The following is a 15,319-nucleotide window of genomic DNA, read 5'->3' as shown; positions in this document are numbered from 1 at the left end:
CCCTTCACCACACTCGCGTATGCACACCGACGGCGGAGACGACTCCCACTCCGACCCCTCGGCGCGATCCTCTTGGTCCTGGCCTGAGCACCCCGTCGCGGTTCAGCCGCAACGGGTGTTCGCCGCCCAGCACGGGCGGCGGCAGCGGGACGAACGCGGTGTCCACGCCGACCGTGGACCGCGAGCCGACGACGAAGCCCGCGCCGCCGGTCCGAACCGACCCCACCGTGTGCGCGGGCGCCTGCCGCTCCACCAGCCGCCGCAGCGCGCTCTCGTCCGCCGCGCCGGCGGGCAGAAGCACCCGGAACCGGTGTGCGTGCGCGGTGAGCGGGTCGTTGTCCGGCTCGCCGAACGCGCGCAGCGGCGCGGCGCCCAGTTCCGAGCCGCCGACCCGGAACCGGCTCGCCGACCGGCCGAACAGCCGTACGGAGCCGAGCCCCGGCCCGGTGCCGCCGACGGTGTCGCGCAATTGCGCCCAGAGGCGGTCCCGTGCCAGCTCGTCGATCACCGGGGCCACCCCGAACACGATGCGTACGGCCTCGCCCAGCGCCCACGACGTGCCGCGTCGCCGGTACAGCTCCGGGGCGGCGGCCAGCAGCTCACGCCGGGTCTTCGCGTCCCAGCCGGCCTCGAACGACAGGCCCAGCAGACCGGCCAGCCACGGCAGCACCCGGTCCGGCACGCCGGCCGGGTCGAGCAGCGCCGGATACCGCTCGATGACCCGGTCGAGATCGGCGAGCGAGGAGTCGAACAGCGACAGGAAGCGCTCGGTGAAGTCGTCGGCCGCGGGGTCCTGGCGGAAGGCCGGGGGCAGCAGGTCGGCGCTGGTGACCCGGGGGAAATCCAGCCGGATCCGGTGGACGACCGGGGTCGCGCCGCCGTCGCCCGACAGCCGCAGCCGTAGCCGCAGAAAGCGGCCGGGCGGCTGGTCGACGAGGAAGTCCGTGGCTCCGGGGGCCGATGTCTGCCAGTCGGTCTCGGCGTACTGCCCGTCCTCGGAGACCACGATCCGGACGGCGACGGCCGTACCGGTGGGCACGTCGGCTTCCACCCGTACGCGGTGCCAGCGGCAGCGCGAGATGCCGCTGTCGATCAGGGCCGTGACATAGGACCCGTCGGTCACATAGGGGGTGGTCGCCGGTGGAGTGGTCGCACGGGCCAGACCCTGCCAGGTGTAGCAGCTGGTCACGTCGGTGTCGGGGCCATTGTCCCGCAGGCAGAAACCGTCCCCGTCCACCGAGGTGAGCGTGGACGGTGGCAGGGCCGCGGCCAGTTCGTCGTAAGTGACGGTACGGAACGGGCGGTGGCGGCCGCCCCGGTGGATCCGCAGCCGTTCGCCGTCGTCGGTGAGCAGCCAGATCGTGCGGTCCGGGCCGGTGCGCAGTCCGATGATCTCGCCGTGCGTGCCGGTGCGGAGCACGCCGCGGAAGCCGCCCGCCGAGTCGTACCGGCGCAGGTCGGTGGTGTCCTGACAGGCCACCAGGACCTCGTCGTCGGGGGCCGGGGCGGCGAGGCTCGGCCGGTGGACCCTGATCACACCGGAGAGTTGTTCGCCGTCGCGGCGCCACACCAGCACCCGGTCCGGCTCCACGACGGCGAGCCGGTGTCCGCGCGCTGCGACGGAGACGGGCTCGCGCAGCGGGCCGGGGTCGCAGTCGGGCTGCCATACGGGGACCCAACCGCCGGTGCAGGTGTCGCGGCGAAGCAGCCGCGGCGCGTCGGGAACGAGCAGGTACCAGGCGCACGGCCCGCACCCGGGCGCGAGTCTCGGGTCGGGGAACCACGGCAACAGCCGGGCTCTCGTGGGACCTTCCGGCTCGGAACCCCGGAAGGCCAGCCGGATGCCGTCCGGGGCCTCGAACCCGACGATGCCGTCCGGCCCCGACTCGCCGTCCCCGCCGGTGAGTTCGTCACCGGTGAGTTCGTCCCAGCCGACGTAGGCGTCCAGCAGACGGAAGGTCGCGTTGTGCGGTGCGCACGTCATGGCCGGTCTCCTAGGTCCTGCCGGACAGGGCCTGCCTGTCCGGTCGGTCTTGCGGGCCCGGCAGAGACCGGCCGGACAGGATCTACGGGGATCAGCAGCGGGCGTTCCGGCCAGACGAGGGTGTGGGGGCCGATCGCGTGGTCGGTGCAGGGCGGCAGCCGCACTCCGTCCACCGTGAGCGAGAGCTGTGACACGGCCAGGACTCCGTCGACCGCGAGCAGCGCCCGGACCAGAGCCGAGTGCCGTAGCGCGCCGCCGAACGGCCAGCCGGCACCGTTCTCCCCGCCGGTCAGCGGATCCAGGTGGGCGCGCACCGCGTCGCCCGCCCTGGCCAGGACGGCGGCACGGTCGTGGTCCGGGTCGAGGGTGACCCAGGATTCCACGGCGACCCGCCGGTAGCGCGCGGGGGCGGCGACCACCGTGACTCCGGCGGGGGCGACCTCGCGGGTCAGGTAGTCGGCGACGGCGCGCAGTGAGGCTGCGGTGGGCACCGGCGGTTCGGCGGGGTCGTCGCCCGGCGCCACGGCCGGTACGACGAAGACTCCTACGACGCCGGGGATGGGCACCCCGGCGAAATCGGGGTGCAGGCCGGGCACACCCTGGGCGCGGGCCACGGACGCGCCGGGCGCTCGGGTGGCCAGCAGGCCGTAGTCGGCGGGCGCCACGGCCCGGCCGCGGGCGCGGAGTTCGCCGACGCCGCGGCGGATCGTGTCGGCGTCGGACTCGGCGTCCGTTCCTCCCGAGGCCGGGAAGGGGTTGTTGACGCCGGTGACGAACGGCAGGGCGGTCACCACCCCGTTGACGGCACCGGCGCGTACGGCGCCGTCGCTGCCGCCGCCGACGCGGTACCGGAGGGCGCGGACGTTACGGAACCCGGGCGGCACGGCGGTGCCGTTGACGCCGTCCCCGAAGGTCACTTCGCCCGTCGCGTGGTCCACGGTGAAGACCCGGTCGTCGGCGCCGTACGCGGCGAGGCTCTCCACTTCCCGCCACCGGGACGAGGATCCGGCCGGGGAGCCGGTAGCGGTACCGAACACATCGCCGCCCGTGTCGTCGTCGACCTCGATGACCACGGAGCCGGTGAGGATGGGCAGTTGACTGAGCCTCATGCGGCTGCCGCCGGTCCGCCCAGGGTCCTGGACCGGCTGGAGCGGTTCGTCCCTGACGGTACGGGCGGCCGTGGCCGCGACCATGTTCAGCCGCAGTCCGGACAGCACCGGCCCCGGTCCGGTGAAGGCCCCGTGCGCGATCTGGAGGCGCAGCCAGCGCAGCGGGGGTCCCGGCCGGAAGCCGGGCGGGCTGCCGGGCGCCCAGGAGCGCGGGACCCGCAGTTCGACGGTGCCGCCGGCGCGGAGCCCGGCCGTGGAGTCGCGCATCAGTTCGGCGCGTACGAGCCGGGTGCCGTCCAGCACGTCCCAGCGCAGCAGCGGTACGGACGCCAGTTCGCCGGAGCCCGCCGGCGCGGGCGGTGCGGCGACGACCACGAAGCCCAGGGACAGCCGCGGGTAGGCGGCGGCCGTCCCGGCGAGTCCGATCCACAGGCCGTTGCCCGGCCCGGGGTCCCGGCCGAACGGCGCGAAGGGGCGGCTCGGTCCGGCGGGTCCCAGCGGCAGGTTCTCCAGCGTTCCGGACTCCTGTACGGCCAGTGCGCCGAGCGTGGCCGGTGTGGCGTACAGGTCCTCGTCGGTCTCGTAGATCACCTGCCCCGCCGGACTCGACGCCCCGCTCTGGAATCCGGCCGGGACGAGCACGGAGGTGCCGTCCGGCGGGTTCACGGTGAACTCGAGCAGCGTGGCCGCCGCACCGGCCGGGCGCCGTCGTACGCCCGCCGTCGCCAGATGCTCGGCCAGCACCTTCTCCGGCAGCCGGTTGACGCGGCCGAGCACGGGTTCGAGCTGGGTGCCGAAGAGACGTACGAGCGCGACGCCCGCGTCCTGGCGGTCGGGGTCGGTCCAGTCCGGGGTGTATCCGGCGATCCGGCCGCGTACGTCCGCACGTACCGCCTCACGGGTCGCCTCGGTCAGCTCCGGCTGGACGCCGGACGGTCCGGGGCCCGGTACGAGCCTGTCCTCGGCCCGCGCGTCCCGCTCCCACCACACTTCGCCGGTCATTCCAGCCCCTCCCCCGGTTCGACGGCGGGAGCGGTCCGGATCCGGACCGCCCGCAGGACGGGCAGGTCACCGGCGCGCAGCTCCACCTCGTCGCAGTCCTCGGTCGCGTCGGCCCCGTCGAGGCCGATCGCCACAGCGGCGACGTCCGCGAGGTCGCCCAGCGCTCGCTGCGCGGCCCGCAGCAGGGCGGAGGGGCGCAGTGTTTCGCCGAAGGGCCAGCCGTCCTGTTCCTCGCCGCCGACGAGCGGGTCGAGGAAGCGCCGCAGCGCCATGCCGACCACGGCGGACACGCGGGTGCGGTCGGCCGGGTCGCCCGACAGGTCGACGCGCAGCGTCACTTCGCGGTAGGCGGGCGCGCGGACGAAGACCTCGGAGGTGAGCAGCCGCGCGCACTCCAGGCGGGCGGCGACCGCGCACAGGGTGCCCGGGTCGGGCTGTGGCGCGGCGACGAGGTCGTCCCGGTTGAAGTCGTCCCGTGGCACCGAGGGGACAACGTGGACGGTCACCGCGCCGGGCACCGTGGAGCAGGGGAAGCCGGGGTGCTCGCCGAGGGACGCGTACGCGCGGGCGACGGCGACGCCCGGTGTCGTACGGGCGAGGGTGACGAAGTCGTCGGCGGTGACCGCGCGGGTCACCTCTCCCAGGGACGCCGCCGCGCGCTGTCGCGCCGCGCCGACGGTCTCCGGATCCTGGCCGCCCTCGGCCGGTACGAGGTTGGCGGCCGAGATCGCACCCTGATCTCCCGGCGAGTCCCAGGCCGGCTGCCAGTTCGCGGTCAGTCCGCCGTTGCCGGACCGGCCGCCGCCGAGTACGTAGTCGACGGTCACGTAGTCGTCGGTCACGTAGTCGTCGGTCACGTCCCGGACGGGCCGGGGGATGCGCCCGGTGAGTCCGTCGCCGAACACCAACGCGCCCTCCTCCCGGTCGATCAGGAAGGTCCGGTCGGCCGACGCGCCGAAGGTGAAGTCCGGCACCGGCAGCCACTTGTAGCCCGCCAGGCGCACGCTCGCCTCCAGCAGGAGGCCGGCGGCTTCCGGCAGGACGAGGTGCTGACCGGGCAGCTTGAGCCAGGCGGTGATCTGCTCCGCCAGGTCGGTGCCGCGCGCGGTGCGCCGCAGGAGGTGGTGCGCGGCCGACACGTTGAGGGCGAGCTGACGGAGGCGGGGTGGGGCGGCGTAGGTCGCTGCCGGGGTCGACACCAGCAGCCCGGTGTCGCGGGTGGACCAGCCGGACGGCGGGTGCAGCCGGACGACGCCGGACCGCCGTAGCCCGGCCGTGCCGTCCTCGACCTTCTCGAACTCACCCGACACGTCGGAGTCCGGCCGGAACCAGGACCAGGTCAGTTCCGCGGGCGGCTTCACCCCGTCGGTCGCCCCGGGCAGCCACGACGGCACGGACGCGGCGGGCGCGGCCAGTTCGACGAGCAGACTGAGCGGGCCGGACGCGGGCAGCTCTCCGGTGAGCGGCAGGGTGAAACGGGCCTGGGCCGGGGCGCCGTCGCTCGCCAGGAGCGCGACGTCCCGGCGGGCCCGCAGGTCAGCCGTACGGTCACGGTCGGTCCATACGGTGACCTCACCGCCCTCGGCGAGCGGGAAGACGGCGACGTCGTCGTCGAGGGTGAAGACGACGCGGCCCATGAGGTCGCGGGACAGGGCCGTCCCGGCGGGAACGACCGGAACAGCGGCCGTGTCCGTCCGGGCTGCCAGCCGCAGCACCGTGGCCGCGGGGCGGGCGGGGCGCGGAGTTTCGAGGCCGAGCAGCCGCAGCACGGCGACCACGAGCGCGTCCGGCGCCTGGTCGAGCCAGTACAGCCGCTGTTCGAGGAGGTAGGCGAACAGTTCGAGAAGGGTGACGCCGGGGTCGGCGGGCGCGTGCAGCGTCCAGGTGCCGCCCGACTCGGCGGGGATCCGGCGGCGGATGGCCGCCATCATGTCGTCCCAGGTGAGGTCGTCCAGTCTGGGCGCGGGCACGGTCATGGCGTCCCCCCTGTGAGGCCGGTGAGGCCGACGTAGAACGGGAACACCAGGTTCGCCTTGGTGTTGCTGCGGCGGATGCGGTAGACGACCGAGACGGTGACCCGTGACTCGTCGGCCGGGTCGGCCTCCGCGCGGACCTCCTCCAGCTCCACCCTGGGTTCGTGGGTGCGGACAGCCTCGGCGACCGAGTTCTCCAGGTCGCGCAGGTTCTGCACACTGCCGGGCGCGAACACCAACTCCTGGGCCCGGGTGCCGAATCCGGGCCGCATGACGCGCTCGCCGGTGCCGGTGAGAAGCAGCGCCCGCAGACAGTGCTCGATGCTCTGCTCGCCGACGGCGTACCCGAGCCGCCCGGATTCGTCGGGCAGGATCGGGAACCGCCAGCCGGTTCCGAGGAAGTCCTCGCTCATGCCGTCTTCGCCTTCTTGGCCAGTACGGAGGCCCCGAGTTGCGGGGCCGGCGGGGCGGACTGCCCGGCGGGGCAGGTGTGGGTGTGACTGTTGAACAGCCCCACCAGCATGTTGCCGAGCACGAGTTGCTGGGATGCTCCGGCGCCCAGCTCGATGTCGGAGGAATCGACGGTGACCTTCGGCGCCTTGAGAGTGATCTCGCCCTGCGCGGACACGGTCACGCTCCCGCCCTCGGCCGCCGTGATCCGGATCGCCTTGCCCTCGTCGTCCAGCTCCACCACGTGTCCGGCGGCGGACTTGATCCGTACGGCGGCCTTGGACTCCGTGTCGTCGAGGAGCACCTCGTGACCATGCCTGGTCCGGATGATCTTCTGGTCCCGCCCGTCGGTGCGGGCGGTCGGCGGCTTGTCCTGGCCGTTGTACAGACCGCCCAGAACGATCGGGAACCGCATGTCCCCGTGGACGAAGGCGACCAGCACCTCGTCGCCCTTCTCCGGGACGAACACCGAGCCGTAGCCGTTGCCCGCGTAGAGCTGACTGACCCGGCACCAGTCGGTGACCGTGGTCTGGTCGAACCACGGGAACTGGAGCTTGACCCGGGCCTCGTCGTCGCCGTCGTTCTCCACGACGAGCGCTTCCACGACGCCGTAGTACCGCTTGTCGGTGGAGCGGGCGCGTGGCGTGGTCCTGGTGGTCACTGGTCCCCCTGGTGGATCCGCCGTGCGGTGAACTGGGTGAAGAATCCGCTGGTGTTGAGCGTGTGCTCGACCCGCTTGACGAAGTACGTGCCGGAGAACCGCTGCCCGAGGCCGTAGATCTCCAGGTTGTCGCCGGGCCGCAGTTCGGGGAGTCCCGCCACCCGGCCGGTCGCCGTGATGAACTCGTAGGCGCGCTCGCGCAGCAGACTGATCGCCAGCTCACGGGCCTCCTGGTCGCTGGTGACCGGCGCGTCGACCAGGACGTCCTGGCGGCCCCCCAGCGTGGAATCGGCGACTTCCGGGCCGCTCTGCCCGTCGGCCGTGTTCTGCCCGGCCGGCAGGTTCTCGGCGGTCGCGGTGAACGCGATCGGCTGTTTGGTACGGGGGTCCCAGCCGCGCACGGTGAGCTTGCCGACCTGCTGGGACACCGTCAGTGTCGGGGTGAAGTCCAGCAGGTTGGGGATCAGCCCTTCGGGCAGGCCGGAGGGTCCGGTGGACAGTCCCGGCGCGTAGGCCAGCCGGTACACCCGGATCGGGCGACCGTCACGGCCGTCCGTCGGTCTGATGAAGTACAGCGTGTCCTCGCCGGACTGCGGGTCGGGCAGGACGTAGCAGTCGAAGTCGAGCCGCTTGGCCCGTTCCATGAGGAAGCTCGCGTCGTCCTGGTTCTTCTGCACCACCTGGTCATGAGTCGGCCCTTCCTTGGTGACCTCGATCCGCAGGTGGTTGCGCTGGGCGATCTGCTCCGCGATCCGCCAGTCGGGCAGATTGCGGTAGATCTTGGCCTCGTTCTCGGCTGGCTTGCGGTCCTTGAGCCGCAGCAGCCCGTCCACCCCGCTGACCTGGACGGTGGGGGACGCGCTGTCGGAGAACTTCGGGCTGAGCGTGCTGATGGTCCCGGTGGCGACGGTGAGCAGCTTGTCCGCGTACCCGAGCCGCACCGAGACCCGGCCGCCGAGCTTGAGCCGCGGCGAGTCGCTGTGCTTGAACTTCAGGTTGACGTCGTCCCAGTTGTTCAGCGTGAGGTCGAAGCCCGACATCTCGTCGATGTCCCGGTTCACCTTGACGTCGATGATGTCGTTCTTGGTGCTCGGGTCCATCTCCAGGCCCTCGATGCGGACCTCGAACTCGGGCGCGTACCGGTCGGGGGAGGCCACTTCCGGCGTGGGGGCGCTCATCACACGCTCCTCATGGCAGCCGGGGCACGGTCAGCACCCGGCCCGGCCGCAGGTCCCGGGGATCGGTGATCCCGTTGGCGCGCGCCAGTTCCCGCCAGGCGTCGGGCCGCCGGTAGAGCGCGGCGGAGATGGAACTGAGCGTGTCGCCGCGGCGCACCACATAGCTCTTCTCCACCGTGGGCGAGGAGCGTGGTGTGCCCGCGACCTGTGCGGCGGCCGTACGGAACTCCTTGAGCGAGAGGTCGAGCATGGCCCGCAGGGGCACACCGTCCGGCCGGAACAGCTGGTAGTTCACGTCCAGCTTCTCCACGACACCGGTGAAGACCTCTTCGTCCCAGACGAACCGGACGATCGGCGGCGCGTGTTCGCGGCTGTCGGGGCGCAGCAGGTTGCGCAGCGCGTCGACGTAGGCGGTCCGGACGTTCTCCAGTGTGTCGGAGGTGTCGACCAGCGCCTGGACGGTGAGCGTCTCCGTGCCGCCGCGTACGTACTGGAGCGGCGGTGTCTCCAGGCCGGGGATGGTGATCTCGGCGAAGGTGTTGGACTTGCTCAGCTTGTAGTCGGTCGGGTTGAACCGCAGCGGGATCCGCCGCTTGCGCTCGTCGGCGATCACCGGCCGGACGATCTCCAGCCGGGCCTGGGCGCCCGCCTGGCGGGCGAAGGACACGGGTGTCACGCTCACGGCCGGCCCTCCCCGTCACCGAAGCCGCGTTCGGCCGCGGTGTGTTTGACGCGGGCGCACTCGTCCTCGTACAGCTTCGCCCAGGCCTGGATGTGCTTGTTGAACAGGCGGGTGAAGACCGCGCCGTCGTCGCCGTCCACCTGCATGCGGACTTCGAGGTTGTGAATGATCACCTTCGGCACGCCGTCACCTTCTTCCTTGGTTCAGCCGCTCCGCGGCGGACAGCACGTCCGCCGCGGTGTCCTGGAGGACTTTCGTCAGCCCCTCGTGAGCGATCTCCAGCGACTCGACGGCGATCGCGTTCTGCTCGGCGTGCAGGTCGGGGCCGCTCCATTTGGCGGCGAGGCCGCCGTGGAACGCCCAGGCCGCACCGGGCACTCCGTCCGGGCCGAGGACGATCACCGCGCCGTCGCGGCGGGCGCCGAGCGAGTCGGCCAGTCCTGCCTGGTACCAGGCCCACAGCCCGGGATCCCGTACCACTCCGCGCTTGAGGGTGATCCGGTTCCATGAGTGGCGCAGCGGCAGTTGGTGGACGGAGTCGTTACGGCCGCCCTCCGGATAGCTCGTCACCTCCAGTTGTGCGCCGAGCCCGGTGACTTCCTGGAACGCGCCGGAGGCGACCAGCGGCAGCAGCAGTGCCTGCGCGGACGGCAGATACGCGTCGCCGGGGTCGAGGGTGACGAGGAAGCGGTACTTGGGCAGTGGATCCAGGGTCATGCCTCGATCACCTCCAGGGCACGGTCCTGGCCGAGTACGAGACGCAGCCGGATGAATTCCATGGGGACGGCCGGGGCGACCTCGATCTCGCAGACCAGCTGCCCCGGGTCCTGTTCGGGCGGGTTGTTGGTGTCGTCGCACACCACCCGGAACGCCTGCTCGGGCCGCGCGCCGGCGAGCGCGCCGGACCGGAAGGCCGACAGCAGCACCGAGGTCACCGCCCGTACCAGGGTCAGCCGCAGTTCGGGCGAGTTGACGTCGAACACCAGGGGGCTCGCCACCCGCCGGATGGCGCGCACCAGCAGGTGTACGAGTCTGCGGTGCGCGATGTAGCGGGTGCGGGGATCGGCGGACAGCGTGCGGCCGCCCCACACCATCAGTCCGCGACCGCGGGTGCACCGGATCAGGTCGATGCCCGCGTCGAACAGCCGGACCTGCTGCGGCTCGGGGAATTCGGCCCCCAGGTCGACCGCCTCCAGGATCGTGGCGTTGGCCGGGGTGTGGTGCGCTCCGCGTTCGCTGTCCAGCCGGGCGATGACGCCCAGGACATGCCCGGACGACGGTACGGTCCGCAGCGCGGGCCCGTCGGGTGTCCGCAGCGGCGGATGGTAGACGGCCGCGGTGCTCAGCAGACGGCTGTCGCCCGTGGCTGCCAGGGACCCCACCCAGCCCACCGCGCCGTCCACGGATGACAGCCGTGGCGGTACGTCCAGGACGACGAGGCGGTCGAGCAGTGGCTCCACGGTCCGCAGCACCTCCATCACCATGTCCGTGTGCGTGGTCCCGAAAAGGTCCGTGCCGAGGTCCGGCAACGCCAGCAGGGCCGGTTCCGGAAGCTCCGCCTGTACCGCCACGGCGTCGGAGTACTCGCGTTGCCCCGGCGCCTCGTCGGTGCCGCCGAGGAGCGTCAGGTCCCAGGACATCGAGATCGGTCCTGCCGCTCCCGGTGGTGGTGCGGGCCGGTCGGGTATCAGCCGGATGAAGCGGGACTCGGCCAGCCGGTCGGCCACTTCGGCGGCCGGCAGACCGGAGAACGTCTCGGGCGGCTCGCCGGGCACCGTGACCCGTACGCTCACCGTCGGCGGTCCGGCGACCGTACTGGTCCGGTAACGGATGGCGACGCGGGCGCCGTTGGCCCAGGCTCCCGGGCTGGTGGCGAGCACCTGGTAGCGCCCGGCGGGGAATCCGCCGGCGTCCCCGACCGTCCACCGGGTCCGGGCGGTGACGGCCGGCCCGGACACCCGCAGCACCAAGGCCGTACGGCCGCCGTTCTCGAAGAAGCCGCGCAGTGCGTACGGCGCGGCACAGGCACCGGACGGCGGGCCGAAGGCGCCCACGGCGTCGTTCCAGTTCTCCACCCGTACCGGCGTGGCGACCGGGCCCCGGCGGAACCGGCCGAGGAACGCCGCCACGTCGGTGCGCAGCGGCTCCTCGTCCGGGCCACGGGGAGCGAACGTCAGGGATACGCCGGGAAGCGCTTCGCCGGCCATGTCAGGCGTCGATCTCCAGCTTCTCGACCGCCAGCACGAGTGTCTCCATGGCGATCTCGTTCTTGGTCGAACTGAGCGTCGGGCCGGTGTACTTGGTCGGCCAGCCGCGGTCGAAGTTCCAGCGCATGGCTTCCTGGCGGTTCTCGTCCAGCATCACGATCGAGCCGGAGGCACGCCGCACCTTGCCGTTGAGCGCCTCGACCACCCAGTTCCAGAAGCCGACATGGCCGGTGATGCCGCGTTTGAGGGTGAGGTTGGTGAACTTCTTCAGCCCCGGGATCTTGCGGACGGTGATGTCCTCGCTCCCGTTGCGGTACTCGATCGGCGGGATCTCCAGCTCCAGGCCGCTGACTTCGGTGAAGGAGCCGCTCACCGCGACGCCGTCGTCACTGACGTTGGTCACGATGATCAGGAAGTTGTAGGACGCGTACGGATCGTCCCTGGTCACGGGTGGCATGGTGCCCCCTTCTCAGTCGGGTGCCGCTCAGGCGAGCTGGTTCTCGCGGGTCTTCTGCTGGATCCGGAAGATCACGAATTCGGCCGGGAAGACCGGCGCGACACCGATGACGCAGATGAGCCGGCCGTTGGCCAGGTCGTCCTCGGTCATCGTGGTGCGGTCGCAGGCGACGAAGAACGCCTCGTCGGCGGTGGTGCCGGCGAGCGCGCCGCTGCGCCAGACCGTGGTGAGGAAGTTGCTGACCGTCTGGCGGACCAGGGCCCACAGCGCCTCGTCGTTCGGTTCGAAGACCACCCACTGGGTGCCTTCGTCGATCGACTCCTCCAGGAAGAGGAACAGCCGCCGGACGTTGATGTACTTCCACGAGCTGTCCGAGGACAGCGTGCGCGCGCCCCACACCCGGTGGCCGAGTCCGGGGAAGAACCGCAGCGCGTTGATCCCTTTGGGGTTCAGCAGGTCCTGGTGCCGTTTGGTGATGTCCTGGGCGATGCCGTCGGTCTGCCGGATGCCCCGGATGACGACGTTGGCCGGTGCCTTGTGCACGCCGCGCTCCACGTCCACCCGAGCGTAGATCCCGGCCATATGACCGGACGGCGGCACTTCGACGTCTCGGTTGGTCGACGGGTCGCGGGTGACCAGCCACGGGTAGTAGAGCGCCGCGTACTTGGTGTCGAACGGCTCGCGGAACGCCTGGATGCCTTCGATGTCCAGGCCGTCGCGCGGGTCGAGGATCGCGAACCGGTCCTTGAGGAGTTCACAGTGGGTGACCAGGGCCGATTCGACGGTGCCCGACCACATGCCGGGGACCGCGCAGACGGCGATCTCGTCGATGTCCTCCAGGGCGACGATTCCGGTACGCCGGCCGCTGCCTCCGTCGGTGCCGACGAAGTCGGCCACGCTCAGGGTCCCGGACGCGTCGTCGCCGTCCGTCAGTGTCAGCCAGGAGCCGAGCGCGGGCACCGGGAACCGTGCGGGATCGGTGGTCAGGCCGGGCAGTGTCGTGGCCCGGACCAGCTGGGAGCGGCTCTCCAGGGTGGTCGTCAGGTTCGCCGGGCTGTCGCCGGTGAGCCGGAGGTTGCTGAAGGTCTCGGTCACCGCCGCGCCGCCCGGATCCGTGAACCGGGTGGAGACCTCGGCCTCGATCAGGTGGATCCGGTCGGTCTCGAAGAACGTGCCGGGTACGTCCTGGTCGAAGGTGACGACGTCACCGGCGATCGTGTCGGCCTTCACCGCTGTCAGGGTGGTGCCGTCGTCGAGCTGGACGACGGCGCCCGGGTAGAGGCGGCTCGCACCGCCGACGCGCAGGGTCGGCGCCGTCGCGGTGTTGCCCCGGCGTACCCGGCGCACGGTGAGCCCGCTCTCCCACGCCTCGTGGGTCGTGCCCGCCGGGAAGGTCAGTGTGACCTTTCCGTCCGCCGGCCGGCTCGCCTCTGCTTTGAACCGGCGGGCGCCGATCTGCGCCCAGATCTCGTCGGGCAGGTCGTCGGGGTCGAGCCCGTTGACCGCGGCCACCTGGACCGATTCGCTGTCCGCCGCCGCGTCCGCGACGAGCCGGGTGATGAACAGCGCGCCTTCCTGCGGATCAGGCAGCACGGGCAGCGCGGCGCCGGCCATCGGCCGGATGCGGACCTGGACGGCCCCGCCCCACGAGCCGGGGCTCACGGCGGACAGCCGCAGCGTCTCCTCGGCGTCGCGGGTCCCGACCTGTACGTAGTCGCCGCGGGCCGTTCTGACTTCGGCGGGCAGGGCCGGGTCCAATGTGATCCGGCGAGCGGTCATGTCGTAGCGGGTGACCGCGGCGGTGTGGATCTCCTGCTGGTCGTCACCCCGGAAGACCTTGATCTGCTGGCCCACCCCGGTGAAGCCGATCAGATGGCCGAGTTGGACGCTCGTCGCGCCCCGCGCGGCGTCGCCGGTGACAGGGCTCACCAGCCCGCCGCCCAGCGCGCCCGACGCCGGCTTTGCCTGTCCCGCGGCGACCCGCTTGATGTACAGCCGCTGGCCGCCGTTGTCGAAGAAGCCCTTGACGGCCAGCGGGAACAGCCACCAACGTCCGCCTTCGGCAGGGTCGTTGGCCCAGGTGTCGCGTACGGCCGGGTCCGGCTCGGGCAGGAACCCGCCGAAGGTGTTCTGGAACTCCAGGAAGTTCGTCACCAGTTTGGGCTTGCCCGTGTACGGGCCGCGGGCGGTGACGCCGACCATGCCGGCCGTGCTCGTACTCACCCCCGCGATCGGCCGCGGTCCCGCATCGATCTCCTCGATGTAGACCCCGGGGCTCAGATACTCAGCCATGGACGGCTCCTCACTGCTGCTCACGGATCTCGATGACGTGCCGACGCGCGCTGTCCTGGGGCAGCCGTACGACAAGCTCCCCGCTCCGGCCCGGCTGTTCGACCGCTCGCAGGCGGAACGTCTCCTCGACGGCTTCCGAGGTGGCCTTCTCGCCCTCCCACCGCAGGGCGAGCCGGAAGGCACCCGTGGCGTCGGACAGGGTGCGCTCGCGCCAGGGCGTCAGGTCGTGACTCGTCCGTCCCCGGGCCTCGACGAGCGCGTTCGCGACGGGTGCCCGCGTGGCCGCGTCGACCACGACCCCGTGGACCGTGCGCAGGCCCGGCGGATAGGGGAAGGAGACGCTCGGCAGGAACCGGACCAGCCTCGGGGCGGTCGGCCCGGCCGGCGGGTGGGTGTCGTCGTACGGGTGCACCAGGAACTCGACGCCGACGAGACCGGCCGAGAACGGCTCACCGTCGGCCGGGTACAACGGCCGGTATCCGGCGGCCGAGAAGCGGGCCCGGTGGCGCTCGGGCCCGGCCGTCCACGGTTCGCCGCGTCTGCCCAGACCGGGAAAGGCCAGGGCCCCGCTGGGCGTGCGTACGGCCCTGTCGTCCAGCGGCAGCCAGCCGCCGTCCTGGAACCGGTCCAGCTGGATCTCCACACCGACGGTGCGCACCCGCCCGGTGAAGTCGTCGAACGGCACGAACCAGGCCGGACTGTAGGTGGTCGAGCGGGCCAGTGGAAGGAAAGCGCTCATGGTGTCGCCGTCCCGTCGATGACCCGGCCCTGCACCGGCTGTACCGCCGTCTCGACGGCCGAGTCCAGGCTGACGACGCGGACCTCGTAGTTCAGCGAGAGCCGGTACGGCTTCTGAATCGCGTACCAGATCCAGGACTTCTGATCGAGGGTCAGGGGCGTCAGGGTGAGATGGAGCGAGTCGGTGCTCGCCGCCAGGCTGCCGGTCAGCTGGACACCGTCCAGGATCGCGTCGTCGTAGAAGGTCTGCAGGGCGCGGCCCAGCATCCGGTGCTGGGTGATCGGGTCGCCACCCCAGGGGGTGACCAGGTACCGCAGCATCAGGGCCATCGGCGGCTTACGGGTCGTCAGCGGTCCTGGCGGCAGCGAGCGCACCGGCGGCCGGTTGCGCGACGTGGGGTCCTCGGCGATCTCGTAGAGGAATACGGTGAGTTTGGGCGTCGGTGTCTGCACCGTCTCGGCGAGGTCGTTGAGTTCCGCGATCGGGGGATCCGCCGGATTGAGCGGGCGCAGGGCCCGCGTCAGGGCGCCCACGATGACCGTCGAGACATCGGCGATGACACCGAAGTCACCCATTGGAAGCCTC

General features: G+C 71.9%; 14 protein-coding genes. All 14 read right to left on the bottom strand.

Going from position 1 to position 15,319, the window contains the following annotated elements; genetic code table 11:
• Positions 1 to 4: 4 nt before the first annotated feature.
• From ACIQD6_RS26685 to ACIQD6_RS26620, 14 genes are read right to left on the bottom strand one after another with little or no spacing between them, the layout of a single operon-like run.
• The gene (locus ACIQD6_RS26685) at positions 5 to 1,984 is read right to left on the bottom strand and encodes a phage tail protein (protein ID WP_401886691.1); all 1,980 of its coding nucleotides are present in this window, start codon (positions 1,982 to 1,984) and stop codon (positions 5 to 7) included.
• Positions 1,981 to 4,095: a putative baseplate assembly protein gene (locus ACIQD6_RS26680; RefSeq protein ID WP_401886688.1), complete on the bottom strand. Its 2,115-nt coding sequence runs from the start codon at positions 4,093 to 4,095 to the stop codon at positions 1,981 to 1,983. The genes ACIQD6_RS26685 and ACIQD6_RS26680 overlap by 4 nt, the downstream gene beginning before the upstream one ends.
• Positions 4,092 to 6,071, bottom strand: a complete 1,980-nt coding sequence (locus ACIQD6_RS26675; protein ID WP_401886686.1) for a putative baseplate assembly protein — start codon at positions 6,069 to 6,071, stop codon at positions 4,092 to 4,094. The genes ACIQD6_RS26680 and ACIQD6_RS26675 overlap by 4 nt, the downstream gene beginning before the upstream one ends.
• On the bottom strand, positions 6,068 to 6,481 hold the full coding sequence (locus tag ACIQD6_RS26670; RefSeq protein WP_401886683.1) for a GPW/gp25 family protein: 414 nt from the start codon (positions 6,479 to 6,481) through the stop codon (positions 6,068 to 6,070). The genes ACIQD6_RS26675 and ACIQD6_RS26670 overlap by 4 nt, the downstream gene beginning before the upstream one ends.
• Complete coding sequence (locus tag ACIQD6_RS26665; RefSeq protein ID WP_401886682.1) at positions 6,478 to 7,179, bottom strand: phage baseplate assembly protein V; 702 nt, start codon at positions 7,177 to 7,179, stop codon at positions 6,478 to 6,480. Before ACIQD6_RS26665 ends, ACIQD6_RS26670 begins: the two co-directional genes overlap by 4 nt.
• Complete coding sequence (locus ACIQD6_RS26660) at positions 7,176 to 8,357, bottom strand: phage late control D family protein (protein WP_401886679.1); 1,182 nt, start codon at positions 8,355 to 8,357, stop codon at positions 7,176 to 7,178. The genes ACIQD6_RS26665 and ACIQD6_RS26660 overlap by 4 nt, the downstream gene beginning before the upstream one ends.
• Positions 8,358 to 8,367: 10 nt before the next feature.
• On the bottom strand, positions 8,368 to 9,039 hold the full coding sequence (locus ACIQD6_RS26655) for a LysM peptidoglycan-binding domain-containing protein (protein ID WP_401886676.1): 672 nt from the start codon (positions 9,037 to 9,039) through the stop codon (positions 8,368 to 8,370).
• Complete coding sequence (locus tag ACIQD6_RS26650) at positions 9,036 to 9,221, bottom strand: putative phage tail protein (protein ID WP_401886673.1); 186 nt, start codon at positions 9,219 to 9,221, stop codon at positions 9,036 to 9,038. The genes ACIQD6_RS26655 and ACIQD6_RS26650 overlap by 4 nt, the downstream gene beginning before the upstream one ends.
• A 4-nt stretch (positions 9,222 to 9,225) precedes the next feature.
• Positions 9,226 to 9,756 carry a phage tail protein gene (locus tag ACIQD6_RS26645; RefSeq protein ID WP_401886671.1) on the bottom strand — a complete coding sequence of 177 codons (531 nt, stop codon included), beginning with the start codon at positions 9,754 to 9,756 and terminating at the stop codon, positions 9,226 to 9,228.
• Entirely contained in the window at positions 9,753 to 11,246 is a 1,494-nt protein-coding gene (locus tag ACIQD6_RS26640) for a phage tail sheath family protein (RefSeq protein ID WP_401886668.1), read from the bottom strand. Before ACIQD6_RS26640 ends, ACIQD6_RS26645 begins: the two co-directional genes overlap by 4 nt.
• Before the next feature lies 1 nt (position 11,247).
• A complete protein-coding gene (locus ACIQD6_RS26635; RefSeq protein WP_365810865.1) occupies positions 11,248 to 11,703 on the bottom strand; it encodes a phage tail protein in 456 nt (151 codons plus the stop codon).
• A 27-nt stretch (positions 11,704 to 11,730) separates the two neighbouring features.
• Complete coding sequence (locus ACIQD6_RS26630; protein WP_401886665.1) at positions 11,731 to 13,995, bottom strand: phage tail sheath family protein; 2,265 nt, start codon at positions 13,993 to 13,995, stop codon at positions 11,731 to 11,733.
• 10 nt (positions 13,996 to 14,005) lie between these two features.
• On the bottom strand, positions 14,006 to 14,734 hold the full coding sequence (locus tag ACIQD6_RS26625; protein ID WP_401886663.1) for a carboxypeptidase-like regulatory domain-containing protein: 729 nt from the start codon (positions 14,732 to 14,734) through the stop codon (positions 14,006 to 14,008).
• Positions 14,731 to 15,309 carry a DUF4255 domain-containing protein gene (locus ACIQD6_RS26620; RefSeq protein ID WP_401886660.1) on the bottom strand — a complete coding sequence of 193 codons (579 nt, stop codon included), beginning with the start codon at positions 15,307 to 15,309 and terminating at the stop codon, positions 14,731 to 14,733. Before ACIQD6_RS26620 ends, ACIQD6_RS26625 begins: the two co-directional genes overlap by 4 nt.
• Positions 15,310 to 15,319: the final 10 nt, after the last annotated feature.

The sequence above is a fragment of the Streptomyces sp. NPDC088400 genome, assembly GCF_044753355.1.
Taxonomy (GTDB): domain Bacteria; phylum Actinomycetota; class Actinomycetes; order Streptomycetales; family Streptomycetaceae; genus Streptomyces.
The sequence above is the reverse complement of the archived record's forward strand: the minus strand, read 5'-3'. Positions and strand labels throughout refer to the sequence as shown.